13 protein-coding genes and 1 tRNA gene are annotated in these 17,051 nt (G+C 41.8%); 8 read left to right on the forward strand and 6 right to left on the reverse strand.

Features of this window, described 5'->3' with window-relative positions; genetic code table 11:
- The first annotated feature begins 287 nt into the window (after window positions 1-287).
- Together NFR29_RS04530 and NFR29_RS04535 are read left to right on the forward strand one after the other, a co-directional pair.
- A complete protein-coding gene (locus tag NFR29_RS04530; RefSeq protein WP_251423896.1) occupies window positions 288-2,570 on the forward strand; it encodes a ribonucleoside-diphosphate reductase subunit alpha in 2,283 nt (760 codons plus the stop codon).
- 72 nt (window positions 2,571-2,642) lie between these two features.
- Window positions 2,643-3,671, forward strand: a complete 1,029-nt coding sequence (locus NFR29_RS04535; RefSeq protein WP_251423899.1) for a ribonucleotide-diphosphate reductase subunit beta — start codon at window positions 2,643-2,645, stop codon at window positions 3,669-3,671.
- A 500-nt stretch (window positions 3,672-4,171) separates the two neighbouring features.
- On the opposite strand, the gene NFR29_RS04540 is transcribed toward NFR29_RS04535, so the two are convergent.
- Together NFR29_RS04540 and NFR29_RS04545 are read right to left on the reverse strand one after the other, a co-directional pair.
- Window positions 4,172-4,813, reverse strand: a complete 642-nt coding sequence (locus NFR29_RS04540; RefSeq protein ID WP_251423902.1) for a rubredoxin-like domain-containing protein — start codon at window positions 4,811-4,813, stop codon at window positions 4,172-4,174.
- A gap of 200 nt (window positions 4,814-5,013) precedes the next feature.
- Window positions 5,014-5,430, reverse strand: a complete 417-nt coding sequence (locus tag NFR29_RS04545; protein ID WP_251423905.1) for a GNAT family N-acetyltransferase — start codon at window positions 5,428-5,430, stop codon at window positions 5,014-5,016.
- A gap of 449 nt (window positions 5,431-5,879) precedes the next feature.
- Between NFR29_RS04545 and aroF the strand changes: the two genes are divergently transcribed.
- The 6 genes from aroF to NFR29_RS04575 all read left to right on the forward strand — a co-directional run bounded on the left by aroF (window position 5,880) and on the right by NFR29_RS04575 (window position 12,841).
- Window positions 5,880-6,893, forward strand: a complete 1,014-nt coding sequence (gene aroF / locus NFR29_RS04550; protein ID WP_251423908.1) for a 3-deoxy-7-phosphoheptulonate synthase — start codon at window positions 5,880-5,882, stop codon at window positions 6,891-6,893.
- 70 nt (window positions 6,894-6,963) lie between these two features.
- A complete protein-coding gene (aroB, locus tag NFR29_RS04555; RefSeq protein WP_251423911.1) occupies window positions 6,964-8,016 on the forward strand; it encodes a 3-dehydroquinate synthase in 1,053 nt (350 codons plus the stop codon).
- A gap of 44 nt (window positions 8,017-8,060) precedes the next feature.
- Entirely contained in the window at window positions 8,061-9,386 is a 1,326-nt protein-coding gene (locus tag NFR29_RS04560; RefSeq protein WP_251423914.1) for a 3-phosphoshikimate 1-carboxyvinyltransferase, read from the forward strand.
- Window positions 9,376-10,470, forward strand: coding sequence for a chorismate synthase (gene aroC, locus NFR29_RS04565; protein WP_251423917.1), 1,095 nt, complete (start codon window positions 9,376-9,378; stop codon window positions 10,468-10,470). The genes NFR29_RS04560 and aroC overlap by 11 nt, the downstream gene beginning before the upstream one ends.
- Window positions 10,457-11,596 (forward strand): bifunctional chorismate mutase/prephenate dehydratase, encoded by a 1,140-nt coding sequence (locus NFR29_RS04570; protein ID WP_251423920.1) that lies wholly within the window; start codon window positions 10,457-10,459, stop codon window positions 11,594-11,596. The genes aroC and NFR29_RS04570 overlap by 14 nt, the downstream gene beginning before the upstream one ends.
- Window positions 11,597-11,605: 9 nt before the next feature.
- Window positions 11,606-12,841 (forward strand): shikimate kinase, encoded by a 1,236-nt coding sequence (locus NFR29_RS04575; RefSeq protein ID WP_251423923.1) that lies wholly within the window; start codon window positions 11,606-11,608, stop codon window positions 12,839-12,841.
- 122 nt (window positions 12,842-12,963) lie between these two features.
- Here the strand turns inward: NFR29_RS04575 and aroD are convergent, their stop codons facing one another.
- The 4 genes from aroD to NFR29_RS04595 all read right to left on the reverse strand — a co-directional run bounded on the left by aroD (window position 12,964) and on the right by NFR29_RS04595 (window position 17,050).
- A complete protein-coding gene (gene aroD / locus NFR29_RS04580) occupies window positions 12,964-13,758 on the reverse strand; it encodes a type I 3-dehydroquinate dehydratase (protein ID WP_251423926.1) in 795 nt (264 codons plus the stop codon).
- 60 nt (window positions 13,759-13,818) lie between these two features.
- Complete coding sequence (locus NFR29_RS04585) at window positions 13,819-15,042, reverse strand: MFS transporter (RefSeq protein ID WP_251423929.1); 1,224 nt, start codon at window positions 15,040-15,042, stop codon at window positions 13,819-13,821.
- Between the two features lie 123 nt (window positions 15,043-15,165).
- A tRNA-Ser gene (locus NFR29_RS04590) sits at window positions 15,166-15,254 on the reverse strand.
- A gap of 191 nt (window positions 15,255-15,445) precedes the next feature.
- A complete protein-coding gene (locus NFR29_RS04595) occupies window positions 15,446-17,050 on the reverse strand; it encodes an ArnT family glycosyltransferase (protein ID WP_251423932.1) in 1,605 nt (534 codons plus the stop codon).
- Window position 17,051 lies beyond the last annotated feature (1 nt).

Here is a 17,051-nt window from a genome sequence, read left to right on the forward strand (position 1 = left end):
TAAAACCTATTATATAAGTATGTTTTAAAATTGTCAAACAGAAATTTAATTTTCACATATAGAAATAACAAAATTATCCTTAAACTAGTTCTTTCTAGAATTGAGAAAATATAGTAACAGAAATATTTAAAATTTTCGAAAAGTCAAGTCTTGAATACATCGATTTTTTTGGTATAATGTAAACATACTGTATGCAATGTGAAAGAAAACTACAATATATTGTAGTTTTCTTATTTTTCTGTTCGCATACGAATTTATAGATTATTTATTATATAAAGGGGATTAAAATGGAAATTATGATTAAAAAACGGGATGGTCATGTCGAACCATTATCCGTTGAAAAAACGAAACGTATGATTGCTTTCGCATGTTTAGGTTTGGATTCTTGTGATCCATTAGAACTTGAAATGGATGCAAAATTACAATTCGTTGATGGCATGACAACTAAAGAAATTCAAAAAACATTAGTACAAACAGCCATTGAAAAAGTAATTTCCAAAAAAGACGATGGTTTTGGCAATCAAGTTAATAAAATGAACCAAGACTGGCAATTCGTAGCAGCTCGACTCTATTTATTTGATTTATATAAAGAAGCGGCTATCACTCGTCGTTACAAAGCATTCGGTTATGGCAATTTCCCAAACTTAGTAGAAATGTTAGTGGCCGAAAAAAAATATGCTGACTTTTTCCTGACTGAATATACACCAGAAGAATTACAGGAATTAGGCGATTATATTAAACCAAAGCGAGACTATTTATTTAACTATGAAGGTTTAAAACTATTATCTGATCGTTATCTTGTAAAAGGTTTCAACAAAGAGATTTACGAACTACCACAAGAGCGATTCATGGCTATCGCTATGCACTTAGCTCTCGTGGAAGGAGATAAAAAAGTAGAATATGCAAAAAAATTCTACGATTTAATGAGTCAATTAAAAATGACTACTGCTACGCCTACATTAGCTAACGCAGGCACTCCGTTCCATCAATTATCTTCTTGCTTCATTTCTGGTGTAGATGATAATTTATGGTCTATTTACGACGTAAACAGCAAATTCTCTCGCGTATCTAAACACGGTGGAGCCCTCGGTATCTACCTTGGTAAAGTACGTGCCTTAAACTCTGATATTCGAGGCTTTAAAAACTCCTCTGGCGGCGTTATTCCTTGGATTCGCTTGTATAATGATACAGCTGTAGCTGTTGACCAATTAGGCAAACGAAAAGGCGGTGCTACCGTAACGCTCGACATTTGGCACAAAGACTTCTACGAATTCGTAGAATTGCGCACAAACAACGGTGACGATCGCCGTAAAGCACACGATATCTTCCCTGCTGTGTCCGTACCAAACATCTTCATGGAACGCATGATGGCTCGCGAAAACTTCACCCTCTTCGACCCTCATGAAATTCAAGCTGTCAAAGGCTATTCCTTAGAAGATTATTTCGACACCGATGAAAGTCAAGAGTTTACAAAACGTTATCTCGAATGCGAGCAAGACCCTAATATCCACGGCATCGAAGTGCCAGCCTTGGACATGATGAAAAAAATCATGCGTAGTGCAGTAGAAACAGGTACGCCTTTCATTTTCTTCCGTGACACCGTTAATCAAGCTAATCCAAACAAACACGAAGGTATGATTTACGCATCTAACTTATGTCACGAAATCGCTCAAAATGTTGGTTTTACAAACTTAGACAAAGAAATCATCAACGAAGATGGCTCCATTACAACTACAACAAAAACAGGCGACATGGTAACATGTAACCTTAACTCTATCAGCTTAGGCCGCATTACAGATGACGAATTAGAAGCTAATATTGCCCTTCAAATCCGCATGTTAGATAATGTTATTTCTATTAATCAAGCGCCAGTACCAGAATCTCGCATGACATCTGATAAATACCGCGCTGTCGGCCTCGGTACCTCTGGTTACCATCATTACTTGGTAAACCATAATATCCAATGGGAATCGGAAGAACATTTAAAAGTAGCCGATGAATTATTCGAAAATATCGCTTACTACGCTATTAAAGCGTCTATGGAATTAGCCAAAGAAAAAGGGGCTTATCCAGCTTTCAAAGGTTCCGAATGGGAAACAGGCGAATATTTCACACGCCGTGGCTATACATCTGACCGTTGGAAACAATTGGCTGCTGACGTAGCAAAATACGGTATCCGCAATGGTTACCTTATGGCTATCGCTCCAACTGGTTCTACCTCCAACATTGCAAATACTACGGCTGGTATCGACCCTATTTTCAAAAAATTCTTCATTGAAGAGAAAAAAGGTTCTTTCACACCGAAAACGGCACCTGATTTGAACAACGAAACATTCTGGTTATATAAAGAAGCGCACACTATCGATCAACAATGGTCTATCAAGGCTTGCGGCATCCGCCAGCGCCATATTGATCAAGCACAATCGTTTAACTTGTACATTACGCCACAAATGAAAGCAAAAGAAATTCTCGACCTCTATGTGGAAGCGTACAAACAAGGTATTAAAACGATTTACTACATTCGCAACCAGTCCCTCGAAATGGACGAATGTACTAGTTGTTCTTCTTAATAAATACGCATCTTAATTAGTAGTTGCTGTATAATGGTCTAAATACTATCCCTTTTACAAAGGAGTCCCTCAATGGAAAAGAAACTCATATTTAACGAAAACGGCGACCGTGGCACGCAAGCCATGATCGGCGGCAATACGACAAACCTTCGCGAATGGAACCGCATCAAATACGATTGGGCAAACCAAATGTATCGTACTATGCTCAACAACTTCTGGATTCCTGAAGAAATTTCGTTAAGCGAAGATGTAAAACAGTTCCCTTACTTAACAGATAATGAGCGTCGTGCATTCGACAAAATCATTTCTTTCTTAAACTTCTTGGACTCAATTCAATCGGAAAACTTGCCAAACTTGAGCCGTTATGTAACGGCTCCTGAAGTGGCATCTTTGTTAAATATTCAAGCATTCCAAGAAGAAATCCACGCCCAAAGTTATTCCTATATTTTGGACACTGTAACAAACCCAATTACGCGGGACAAAATTTATGACGAATGGCGCACTGACAAAAACCTACTTGCTCGTAACCGCTTCATCGCTGATGCATATCAACGATTCTCCGATGATCCTAGCGAAGCGAACTTGATCCACACAATCATTGCGAACTATATTTTAGAAGGTATCTACTTCTACTCTGGCTTTAGCTTCTTCTACACATTAGCACGCCAAGGTAAAATGACAGCTACCTCTACTATCTTCAAATACATCAACCGCGACGAAGTAACTCACCTCGTATTGTTCCAAAACATTATCCGTGAATTACGTCATGAACGTCCTGACCTATTCACACCGGAACTAGAAGCGAAAATTACAGACATGATTCGCCAAGGTGCAGAAAACGAAATCGCTTGGGGTCAATACATTACAGACGACAAAATCCTCGGCCTCAACAACGTTCTCATCGAACGCTACATCAAATACTTAGCGAACATTCGCTTAGAAGCCATCGGTTTACCACACCTCTATCCAGACATTAAAGACAACCCTATGGAATGGATTGAAGGCTTCTCCAACTTAAATAGCACTAAAACAGACTTCTTCGAAGCTAAAGTAACAAACTATACAAAAGCGGCGGCTTTTGATTTTGATGATTTAGTGTAAGAATTCCGTATATAAAAGAACCCCCCCTCTATTATCTCCAATTCGCGGACGGCCTACGGCCTGCTCAAAGTCGATAATAGAGGGGTATTTCTTTTTATTCATGCAATCTTCTTAGGCCATTGGCCTTCTTAAAGTCAATACTGGCAGGGTGTTTTATTTTCTCTCTAACATTTCGGTGGGGAGGTTCTGCTCAAAGTCGATAATAGTCGCATTTCCTCCCCCCGCTCTTTTCACTGGTCGTTTTAGCTCTGCACTAGCCGAAAAGAGCTTAGATAAGAGAAATAAAAGGCACGCCTATATTACATACAAAGAAATTTTTATAAATACGTTATAAAGAATAAAATAAAATAAAATACACCCTTATTATCGACTTTGAGCAGGCCCAATAGGCCCTCGCGTATTGGAGATAATAGGGGTGTTTTATTTAACTATCACGTTAGAAAACAAACAATTAGTACTAAAAAATAGTAAGTGTGCCTTTTATTGAGTTAACGTAACTATTATCCGGCTGTGTACGGGCTGAATCGACCAGCGAATAGGTAAGAACCCATTTTCCCAAGTCTACCAGCCATAACAGAACCAATTACACCAAGGACAATCATAACCCAAGCGTTTTCTGTATTAACACCTTGTGTGAAAGCCACATAGGATTGGATGCAAGAAAGGATAAAATAAGCGATGGTTAAGTAAATTTTTAATTTAGGTATCTTGGCTGTTGCTGTTTTATAGCGTAGTTTACTACCAATATAACCGGAAATACCACCAATGATAGCTAAGATTGGTAAAATCATAGCTGCCAATGTAACAGCATGAAACAATGTAGTAGCAATAGATGGAATTAACAATGCAATAATAGGAACTAAAAAAGTACCTGTTGTAGCTACGATTGGGAAATGTACCGCAATTGGATGTAAATGTAAGTCTAACAACTTATCCCGTTTTGGATCAATACGCCGTGGTGTATAGTCCATCCATACCGTCGCTGGATAACCACATGCTGGACATGCTTCATCACGCTTTGTCGCTTCTTCAATATAACCACATACACGACAAATTACCCATTTTGTAGCTTGCTCTTTATTCATCGGTTTCGCTGGGTTAGACGTCGTTGCTGCCGCTGCGGCTTGTTTCTCTGCTGTCATTTGATTACTCCTTATTACTCATACCTTACATTTATTTAAAATCATTATTTATTAGTATACCATATCTACAAAGAAAACACATCCAGAATACCTCCAATACATAGTAGCTTTTAGTCTGTCCGCGAATTGGAGGCAATAGAGGTGTCTTTACTTTCGCCCTTTATATAACGTAATACATATGCGGTTTCTTTATGAATTGATTAAAACACTTTTATCATAAAAATATGCGGGCATCCTTCATCAAGATATTCTTCCCCTTCTGCAGCATAGCCTAACGTTTCATAAAAAGGGCGTGCTTGTGCTTGTGCTGATAAGGAGCAAGATTTATATCCCTCTTTTCGAATGGCTGCTTCAGCAGCTATCATGATTTTGGCACCTAGATGTTGACCTCGGTACTCTTTTCGCACTGCCATGCGCCCAATGTGGGCGTCGCCTTCTTCCTCACCTGGAAAGAATCGACAAGTACCAATACCTTTACCATCTATGGATAAAAGTACAAATTTAGCTATATCATCAATATCGTCAAATTCTACTTCGAAGCCTTGTTCTTCTATAAATACATCGGTACGAATCTGTTTAATGTCATCATTAATATGATCTAAAATTTGAATAACCATAAATTCACCTCATGTTAACTATAGCAATACCCATATCAACAATTATATCACTAAAATTGTAAACGCTACATGTATATATGTAATCCTTATATAGCTAGCTATAATGCAATATTTTTTATTCTTTCATACAATACACTAAATAATTCTATAGAAATTTTGAAAAAAGTACTTGCATAAATCTTTATATTGGGTTTATACTGTATTCATAAATTTTAGAAAGGAGCAACCATGATGACTAACCAAATTAGTACAGCAGCAGCATTATATTTTTATTGGTTCTTTATCCAACGTACGGGTAAGGAACTATTTGGGCTGCGCTAATTTAGGAGTCAATGGCGGCTTAGAATAGTGAAAGGGCTACCCGTATAGCACATACGGGTAGCCCTTTTTATTTGCTACCTGTTGGGCTAGCTCTACTATTCAGGATGTTATTTAAGAGGAGAGTTATTATGATTATCACATTAAAATCAACAGCAACAGAACAAGAAATTAATGATTTACGTAGCAAATTAGAGGCACAGGGCCTTACTATTCACCCTTCCCAAGGTACGCATTACCATATCTTAGGTCTCATTGGCGATACATCGTCTGTGGATTTACGCCAAATTGAGTCCCTCAATTCCGTATCCAAAGTGACTCGTATTCAAGAGCCTTTCAAAAAAGCAAATCGCAAATTCCACCCTGATGATACCGTAGTCAATGTAGGTGGTGTATTGATCGGTGGCGGTCATTTCGCAGTCATGGCAGGCCCTTGCTCCGTAGAAACACCTGAGCAAGTATTAGAAACGGCGAAAGCTTGTAAAGCAGCTGGTGCTACTATCCTTCGCGGCGGTGCTTTCAAACCTCGTACGTCTCCATACTCTTTCCAAGGCATGGGCCCTGAAGGTCTAGAATTATTAGAATTGGCAAAAAAAGAAACAGGTCTTCCTATCGTATCCGAAGTAATGGATATTTCCCAATTACAATACTTCGATAATGTGGACATGTTACAAATTGGCGCTCGCAATATGCAAAACTTCAATTTATTAAAAGAAGTAGGTAAATTGAACAAACCCGTGCTATTAAAACGCGGTTTATCTGCAACTTACGAAGAATGGTTAATGGCGGCAGAATACATTATGTCTGAAGGTAACGAACAAATCGTCCTTTGCGAACGCGGTATCCGCACATTCGAACCAAAAACTCGCAATACTTTAGACGTAACTGCTATCCCAATGATGCACGAACTTTCACATTTGCCAATCATCATGGACCCTAGCCACGCAGCAGGTATGAGCCGTATGGTTCGTCCATTGTCCCTCGCATCTGTAGGTGGCGGTGCTGATGGCCTTATGATTGAAGTCCACAACGACCCTGCAAAAGCATTGTGCGATGGCCCACAAGCATTACGTCCAGATCAATTTACTAGCCTTATGAAAGAAATTAACGCATTACGCACTGCTCTTGTAGAAGCTACAAAATAAGAGAGAACACAAATAAGCTAGTATCTGATACAATAGATACTAGCTTATTTTGTTAGGAAAGGACAATCCTATGACCCGCATCCATATTAACGCATCTGAACCATATGACGTAATCATCGAATCCGGCGCTATTGGGCGTATCATCGATTACATTCAGCCCCTCAAGACAAAATGCCAAGTAATCATCGTCACTGATGATAATGTGGCAGCTCATTACTTATCCGCTGTGAAAGACCAATTTGAGAAGGCTGGTTACACTGTATTTGACTATGTCTTCCCTCACGGAGAAGCCTCAAAAAATGCAGCCCAATTGATAGATTTAATCGAATATATGGCAGCCCAATCGCTAACTAGAAAAGATCTATTAGTCGCTCTCGGCGGTGGCGTGGTAGGCGATATGGCGGGCTTTGCCGCAGCTACCTATTTACGGGGCATCGACTATGTCCAAATTCCTACTACATTATTATCTGCTGTAGACTCCTCAGTAGGTGGAAAAACAGCGGTTAATTTGAAAGCAGGCAAAAACTTATGGGGCGCTTTCAAGCAACCCATCCTCGTTCTCTGCGATCCAGATACGCTAAACACATTGCCTGATACAGAATGGATCAATGGGTGTGGTGAAATTATTAAATACGGTTTCCTCGACGTACCAGACTTATTGACACACTTGGAAAATAAACCGCTTCTTGACCATCGCCATAATGTGGGCCAAATCATTGCTCGTTGCGTACAAGCCAAAGCAGATATTGTAGAACAAGACGAACGCGAGTCTGGTGTGCGCGCCTTGCTTAACTTCGGTCACACCTTTGGCCACGGCATCGAAATAGCGAGCAATTTTGAAATTCACCACGGCTATGCTGTCGCTATAGGCATGATGTTAATGGCTCAAGGTGCGGTCAAAGAAAACGGCCTCAATCCAACCGTCGTAGATGCTTTGAAAGCTCTCTTAGAAGCTCATCAATTACCAACATCTACTTCCATTACTAAAGACGCGTTATTAGCCGCTGCTAAACATGACAAAAAAAGCCAAGGTGCAACGATTACCATCGTCGTTCCTACCAGTTACGGTTCTAGTCAATTGAAAACTGTAACCCACGAAGAATTAGCAAATTATTTAGTTTAATATATACTAATATCAATTATGTAATCTTATATAAGGAGTTTCCTATGCATACCGTTACAAATGCCATTCCTAGTGGTACGGTTTCATCTATCCCAGCCAAAGCCCATGCTCATCGCGCTTTAATCTGTGCTGCCTTAGCTACGTCGCCTTCGACGATTGTGCTCAGCAAATCATCAAAGGATATTGATGCCACTATTGATTCACTCCGTGGCTTAGGCGCTCACATCGTATATGATAATCAAATCGTCACCGTCACACCTGGGCCAGTACCGGCGGCAGGACAAATTCGCCCCCACGAATCGGGTACTACCTTGCGCCTATTACTCCCTGTAGCGGCATCTATCTGTGACACAGTAGAAGTAGATGCAAAAGGCCGCCTGCCAGAGCGCCCTTTAGAGCCTATGTTAGGAGAAATGAAATCCCATGGCGTTAGCTTTTCCAAAGAGGCGCCCCCTTTCACGATGACAGGACGCTTGCAAGGCGGCAATTTTGCTATGGTTGGGGACGTAAGTAGTCAATTTTTCTCAGGATTACTCTTAGCGGCACCACAGCTCAATGGATCTACCATTACTTGCACTACACCGTTACAATCGCGAGACTATGTACGATTAACTACAGAAACGATGAAGGATTTCGGGGTTCATGTTGAATACTCAACGACAACCATCGACAATTTGCAGACACAGGCGAACAAGAATATTAAACCTTCCAAAGATAGTATTAACAATACAGTAGAACAATTCATCGTCCCTAGTGGCTCTGTTTTCACAGGGCGTGAGAGCTATCATATCGAAGGCGATTGGTCCAATACGGCCATTTGGATGGTCGCTGCGGCTATGACTGGTCAGCCTATTACGGTTACCGGCATGAATAAAGAATCTATCCAAGCGGATCGCCGCATTGCAAAGGTTATAGAAGATGTGGGCTGTCAGGTCCATTGGGAGAGCATGAATATTACCGTTTCCGGCCGTGCTACGACGCCGATCCAGGCTGACCTCGAACAAATGCCAGACATGCTTCCTGTTATGGCTGCCTTGGCTTGCTCCATTAAGGGTGAAAGCGCTTTCATCAACGGCGCTCGCCTTCGTTTAAAAGAATCGGACCGACTCGTTGCGGTAGCTAATTTAGTGCGTGATTTAGGTGGCTCCGTTCGCGAAAAAGGAGACGATTTATATATTATAGGTTCCGGCACATTGCGAGGTGGTATGGGAGATTGTGTTAACGACCATCGCCTCGTCATGGCTGGCACATTGATGGCTCTTATTAGTGAAAGCCCTGTAACGCTCAAAGATAGCGAAGCCATTACTAAATCGTACCCTCACTTTTTCGACGATTGGAATATGTTAGGAGGAAATGCTCATGTCATCTAGCTTTGGCAAAACAATACAAGTCTCTACCTTTGGCGCCTCTCACGGCTATGCTATCGGTGGCGTCGTAGATGGATTGCCTTGCGGCCATACTATCGATATAGAAGAATTGCAACGATTCTTAAAGCGCCGTGCACCAGGGCAAAATCAATTACAAACACAACGCAAAGAAGCAGATGTTCCGGAATTTCTGTCAGGCCTTGTAGACGGCATGTTGAGCGGTTCTCCACTGGCCTTTATGATTCGCAACACATCGCAACATTCCAGCGATTATAATAACTTACGCGATATCCCTCGCCCATCTCATGCGGATTTTACGGCCCGTATGCGGTACGGTGACAAAGTCGATATGCGCGGTGGCGGTCATTTCTCGGCTCGCCTTACAGCCCCACTATGCGTAGCCGGTGGCATTGCACTCCAACTTTTACGAGAAAAGGGCATCCATATTCACGGCCATTTAAAACAAGTAGGACCTATTACAGATGCTCCCATCGATATGGTCAATCCTGATATGAAAGCACTCGCTGCCATTGCAGAAGAACCTATCGCTATGATCGATAGCGAACAACGACAAGCCGTAGAAGCGCTCGTCATGAATCTCAAGAAAGATGGCAATTCTACAGGCGGCATCGTAGAAGTGGTAGCTACTGGCCTTCCTATTGGTCTTGGTAACCCGAACTTCGACGGCATCGAAAACCGATTGGCTCGCGTCATCTTTGGCGTACCTGCCATTAAAGGGATATCCTTCGGTGGCGGTTTCGATATGTGTTCCGCTTTCGGTTCTGATGTAAATGATGCTTTCACCATGGATAATGGCCGCATTACAACCACAACCAATTATAGTGGCGGTATTCAAGGTGGCATTACAAACGGCCTACCGCTCATTATGCAAGTAGGCATTAAGCCAACGCCGTCTATTTATAAAGAACAACATTCCGTATCCTTGTCCCAACAAGAAGATACGATGCTCGTCATCAAAGGTCGTCACGACCCTTGCGTAGCCCTTCGCGCCGTTCCTGTTATAGAAGCTGTTACGGCCCTCGTCATTCTTGATTTCTTAGGAGATATTGACCATGAACTTAGATGAAGTACGCCTTAAAATAAATACCATCAACGACCAAATGCTAGACTTGTTCAAAGAGCGTATGGCCCTCTCCAAAGACGTAGCAATGGCAAAAAAAGAAATGAACAAGCCTGTGTACGATCCAAAACGCGAACGCGATATTCTCGACGAAGTAACTGTCAAAGCGGGTCCAGATATGGACTTATATGCGCGCCGATTCTTTGAATCTCTATTCAGTTTGAGCCGTACTTACCAAGCGGAGCAATTATTCCAAGATACAGAGTTTACGCGCAAAATGAAAAAAGCCATTGAAGAGTCGCCGCAGCTTCCACCGCAACGCGGCCGCGTCGCTTGTGCCGGCGTATTTGGCAGCAATGCACAAATGGCTTGCGACCGCTTATTACCGCTTAGCCAAATCCATTATGTAACGGGCTTCCGTGCCGTCTTTGATGCTGTCGAGTCCGGCGAATGCGAATTTGGTGTATTGCCTATCGAAAATAGCTCCAACGGTTCCGTCAAAGAAGTATATGACTTATTGGAAGAGCGCAAATGCTACATCGTGCGAGGTACGAGAATGTGGATTTCTCACGATTTATTGGTCAAAAAAGGTACGCAATTAAGCGATATTCACACCATCATTTCTCATCCGCAAGCCCTCGGCCAATGTAGCCATTTCCTCGAAGGCTTAGAAGGTGTGACATTGCGTTCTTTCGACAATACTGCTCGAGCAGCTCAATTGGTAGCTGCTAGCGATGATCCAGGGGTAGCCGCTATTGCAGCGCCACAATGTGCAGAATTATATAATCTGTCCCCATTACAACGGAATATTCAAAATAGCGATAACAACTACACTCGCTTCATTTGCATTAGTAAAAACTTTGATGTCTATCCAGGCGCTAACAAAATCTCTGTTGTCACTACTGCCACACATGCCCCTGGTGGATTAGGAGCATTGCTTACAAAATTCGCCAACATTGGTGCCAATTTAACAAAACTAGAATCGCGCCCTATTGTAGGTCACAATTTTGAATTCCTCTTCTACCTCGATGTAGAAGGCTCCTTAGCAGATCCCAAATTATTATCGGTTCTCGCCGAATTACATGCTACACAAGATAAGTTCCGCTTGCTCGGCAACTATCCAGAACAATAAGGAGGCGCTATGACATTTGGTTTACTAGGCCGCAAATTGGGCCATAGCTATTCTCCTCGCATTCACAAAGCCTTAGGGAACAACGACTACCAATTGTTCGAAAAAGAACCGAGCGAATTGGCGAACTTCTTTAACGATCCTACATTGCAAGGGATTAATATTACTATTCCTTACAAGATTCAAGCCATGGATTACTGTGCTCACATCGATGACCGAGCCAAACGCATCGGCTGCGTCAATACAATGGTGCGCACCAATGATGAGTGGTACGGGTACAATACAGATTATGATGGCTTTGTCTATACCTTAGAACATGCAGGCATTTCTGTGAAAGACAAACAATGCCTCATCTTAGGAGATGGCGCTTCATCTCAAACAGTACACGTTGCTTTAGAGGATTTAGGAGCCCGTGAGATTATTCATCTATCTCGTCATATGGAACCACTCTATAGCGATGCAGAACGCTTTTACAACACCGCAGAAGTCATCATCAACTGCACGCCAGTGGGCATGTATCCCCATGGGCCATCGAACTTAATTGACTTGACGGAATTCACGAAAGTAGAAGGCGTAGTAGACCTCATCTATAATCCGACTCGTACAGTGCTCTTGTTACAAGCAGATATGATGGGCATCCCTTACTCTGACGGTCTCCCATTCCTCGTTGCTCAAGGCGTAGTGGCTGCCAATCATTTCCAAGGTGAAAGCTTCGGCGCCCAAGAGATTCAATCAATCTTAGAGGATATCCGAAAAGAAACAGAAAACATTATTCTCATCGGCATGCCTGGAGTCGGTAAATCGACAATAGGTAAAGCCTTAAGTGATGTTATGAATCGCCCTTGGGTAGATATCGACCATGAACTAGAAAAAGAAATTGGCCATATTTCTGCGTATATCGTAGAACACGGCGAGGAAGCATTCCGTCTCAAGGAAACAGATATGATCGCTAAAGTGGCCAAAGAATCTGGTCATATCATTTCTACGGGAGGCGGCTGCGTGACGGTGCCAAAGAACTTTGTTCACTTACGACAAAATGGCCGCATTTACCAGCTGAAAACAGCCGTAGAAAATCTAGAAACAGAAGGCCGCGTTCTCTCTACAGGAGGTGTAGAAAAACTGCGAGAAATCGAAGCCATTCGCACTCCGATGTACGAAGCCTTTGCACAAGTCATCGTCGATTACGATCGCAATTTAGACGAAACAGTGGCTACCATTGTAGAGGAGTTTTCTACTCATACTAGATAGCAAAGCAGTATAAAAGGAGCTGTAACTAACATGTGGGTTAACCACATCGGTTACAGCTCCTTTTTAGTTTTTCAAAATATGGCGTACTATCTCAATATAATGGATAGCACAGAAACATCTTGCTAATGAATGCGTTTACTTCTATGTTGTGTTTCATCAAAAATACCATCTACATCGATAGCATCGAGGATTTTCTTCAATGTGTGAACTTCGATTTGTCCTGGAGCGGAGCTTTTACCGGCAGAGGCAAAGGTCATAGCATTGCCAAAAACACTGCCACAAGCCCGCGTAACGGCTCCTAATGGCCCCATAGCAATCGTAATGAGTGGATCATTAGGATAGAGGGACTTTACTTCTGCCGTTGCTGCTAATAGATTGAGCACATCACCGCTAGTGCGCGCCATAACAGCAATTTTAGGGATATCGGCATGGAATTCTTTCATCTTCAATAAACGTCCTACAATGACTTCCCTTTCAGGCGTGCCGTTAAAGTCATGATTACTCATAACAACAGTAACATTGTGCATCTTAGCAAACTCAATAGTCCGCACCATCCGCTCTTGTTCAAAGAACAATTCAATATCAATAGCGTCTACGAGGCCTGTCGGAATCAGACGTTCCAACATAGTGAAATACTCCTCTGTGGAAATCGTCTTTTCCCCACCTTCCCCTTTTGTACGCCATGTAAAGAGCAACCCACGACCCTTCAACTTCGGTTTAATGAGCATTAACAATTGAATGATCGCGTCCATAGAACGAGCCCGCTCAAAATAATCTATGCGTAGCTCTACGATGTGGCATGCTAAATTACAAGCTACATCAATAGCATCTAAGATTTCTTTTTCTGTCACTCCCACGATAGGGATACAAATTTTAGTACCTTTTTCGCCGAGTACAGCTTGACCGATACGAACCATAGGTTGCCTCCTTTCTGCCCTGAAAGAGCAAAATGCCTTACATGATATACTGATAGTTTCCTAGTCTTTCCGCAAACGAACGAAGAACAACGCAATAGCGCCTAGTACAGGGGCTACAGCGATGGACATGAGCGCATATTGATAGTTCCCTGTGAAAGTCAACACTTGGCTCAACAACATAGGCGCTAACATTACGCCGATTTGGTTAAATAAATTAACAAAACCTGCTGTCGTACCGCGCAAACGCGGTTCTGCAGATTGCACCACAAGAGCATTGGTAAGGGCGCTATGCATAAAAGCCCCTACCCCCAAAATAGGCCCTACAATGAAGAGCATATCTACATTGGTAGTACTCGCAAAAAGAATCAACGCCGGTGCAAATAAGAACATAACGAGAGCTGCTAAGTGGTTTTTCTTAATAGGCAATAAATCCGATAAAATACCGATTGTCGGTTTTGCAATCAAAGCTGCTGTACCGAAAGCACTCATCACTTGGCCTGCGTAAATTGCCGTTACACCAAGCTGTTTTACCATATATAAATTGGCCCATTGCGTTACGCCCCACGTCGTACCAGTAGCGAAGAACCCTGCAATAGCAAGGAATTTAATATTTCGATTCTGGAGGATATGACGCAAGTTATCTTTCAAAGATGGTTTCTCTGTCAGGTCTACACCACCATCTTCTAGTGCACGTTGCGCCAAAACTTCAGCACTCGGTTTGCGTACTGTAAAGTAACTCAATAATAACACTAATAGAGGTAATGCCGCTGTCACAAGGAAAGCCATTTGCCAACCGTAATAAGTGGCCACAACAGGTGCGTATAAGTTAACCGTCGTAATACCAAAAGAGGTGCAACTCATGAAAATCCCTACCGCTGCACCACGTTGGTTCGGTCCAAAATGATCCCCTAATGCACTTAAGCAAGATGCTTGTACAGGACCAGATGCAATGCCAAGCAAGAAGCGCAATACCCATCCGTATGTATAACTATCGATGGTACTCATAAGGGCCGTTACAATAGACATGCTAAGTAAGCTGAATAAAATCGTCTTCCGATAACCGATGCGATCCGCCAATATACCGCCTGGTAGTACCGCCAATGCGTACCCCAAATAGAAGGCCGATAAATACGACGTCCCCATTTGCGGCGTAAAGTTCAGCGCTTCATTAACGATAGGCATCACCGAAGACCAAGACAACCGGACTACGAAACTAATCAAAAACGTAAGCCATACACTGATTAAAATTAACAATTGCGTTCTAGAAAAATTAAGTCTCCCCATACTAACTCCTTTCAATATATCAATTATTTATTATTATATGAATTACTTGCCATAATGTAAATAAAAATACCCCTACTAGTTACACTAATAGAGGTAAATAAATAGTATATGATATTAATTTAATGGCGGAGAGGGTGGGATTCGAACCCACGGCCCCTTGCGGAGTCACTGGTTTTCAAGACCAGCTCCTTAAACCACTCGGACACCTCTCCATGATGTACCATTATAGCAGATATTTCATATATGTGGCAATAATAAATCACCTATATCGTTCATAAGACTTTGTTCCTTTTAAAAATATGCGATATTCCAACATATAAGCAAAATAAAAGCCATAGACTTAGCTCTAAAATAAGTCTATGGCTTTTCCTATAACAGAAATTTTTATAGGATAACTGTCATCTTACTGTGCACCATGTAACACATAAATAGTGCTACGTCCTACGGTGCTATACATCGTAGCGTACGGTGCAATAGAGGAGTTGTTAAAACGAGTTAATTCTCCTTTAGGAACGATAATCATCTTCGCCGGACCTTGCGACAAGACTTTTACAAAATCATCCTCTCCGATTTGCTCCATAAGATATTTTTTATCCCACTCTTCGCTTCGTTTTTTATCGTCTTTTTCATTACCATTAATTTTAACAATATCTTTACCTGTGTAGTACACCGCAGATGCACTATACCCATTAAAGTAATAAATATCACCGTTAAAGCTTTCAATGATAGGCAAAATTTCTACTGAACTGCGTTGACGCACTAAACTAGATAATCCTTCTACAACGACTACAGAGGAAATAAAGATAGAGCCAATAACGATGGTAGCCAATAAGGAATAGGCTTTTCGTTGCCACCAGAACCATAACAAAGCAATAACAGCCATAGAAGCAAAAACATAAAGCAATCCGTAATAGCCCCATGGCGCTACAAAAGTAGCTCCTACGAAAGCAACCCATAAGAGCAATGTAGGCCCCATAACAATCCACCATACATAACGGGGCCGCTCTGGTGAAATAGCTTTCACAACGCCTATGGTAGCCATAACACTGAAAGGAACCACACTAATGAACGTATACAAAGGATATTTCGTAGCCATCAAGGTGTAAAACAAGACTGTGCCCACGCCCCAACACATATTGTACACATAGTACGGTTGTTTTTCTTTAAATCCTACTATCATACCGTAAATAACGGCACCTGTCCACGGTAAAGAGGCACCCAAGAAGATAGGTAAGTAATACCACCATACATTATCTTCTGGATGTTCTGACTGAGTGGCACGCGTCACATTATGTAAACCTAAGAACCCATCGATAAAGTCTTGACCATGCGTACTATACATATAACCATACCACGGCAATACAACGATGAGGAAAGCCAAAATGCCACGCCAATCAAAGAGGCGCGCAAAGATATGCTTTGAACGCTTCATAAGAGCAAAAACAAATAGTATTGCCCCAGGTAATACGAGGGCTACAGGGCCCTTTGTAAGAACGCCTAATCCAGAAAAGATATACGCAATGACCATGGCTCTCGGCGAGTTTTCAGTTAAACCGATATAAGCATAGGCCATAACCATAATCGTCGTATAGAGCAGTACCATATCGGTAATGATACCATGAGCCACTGCCCAAAACATCAGAGATGTGCCTAAAATGGATGAGGCTAACAAACCTATTAACCAGCGACCACTAATATAGCGAACCGCTTGGAACATAGTAGCTACTGATAACGCACCAAATATAGCACTTGGCAAGCGCGGCACCCAATCAGCGAAACCAAAAATTTTATAGCACAACGCAATGAGCCAATAAATCATAATAGGCTTATCAAACCAATAGGTACCATAAATTTGTGGGGACAACCAATCACCGGATAAGACCATTTCTTTCGCCGTTAAAGCATAATTTGATTCAACAGGATCTGTTACGGGTAAAATGTGGTTCCCTACGACAAAACACAAAAGCCAAACAATAAATAATACAGGCGTTAAACGAAATAGTTTCATA

The sequence above is a fragment of the Veillonella agrestimuris genome, assembly GCF_943193065.1.
Lineage (GTDB): Bacteria > Bacillota > Negativicutes > Veillonellales > Veillonellaceae > Veillonella > Veillonella agrestimuris.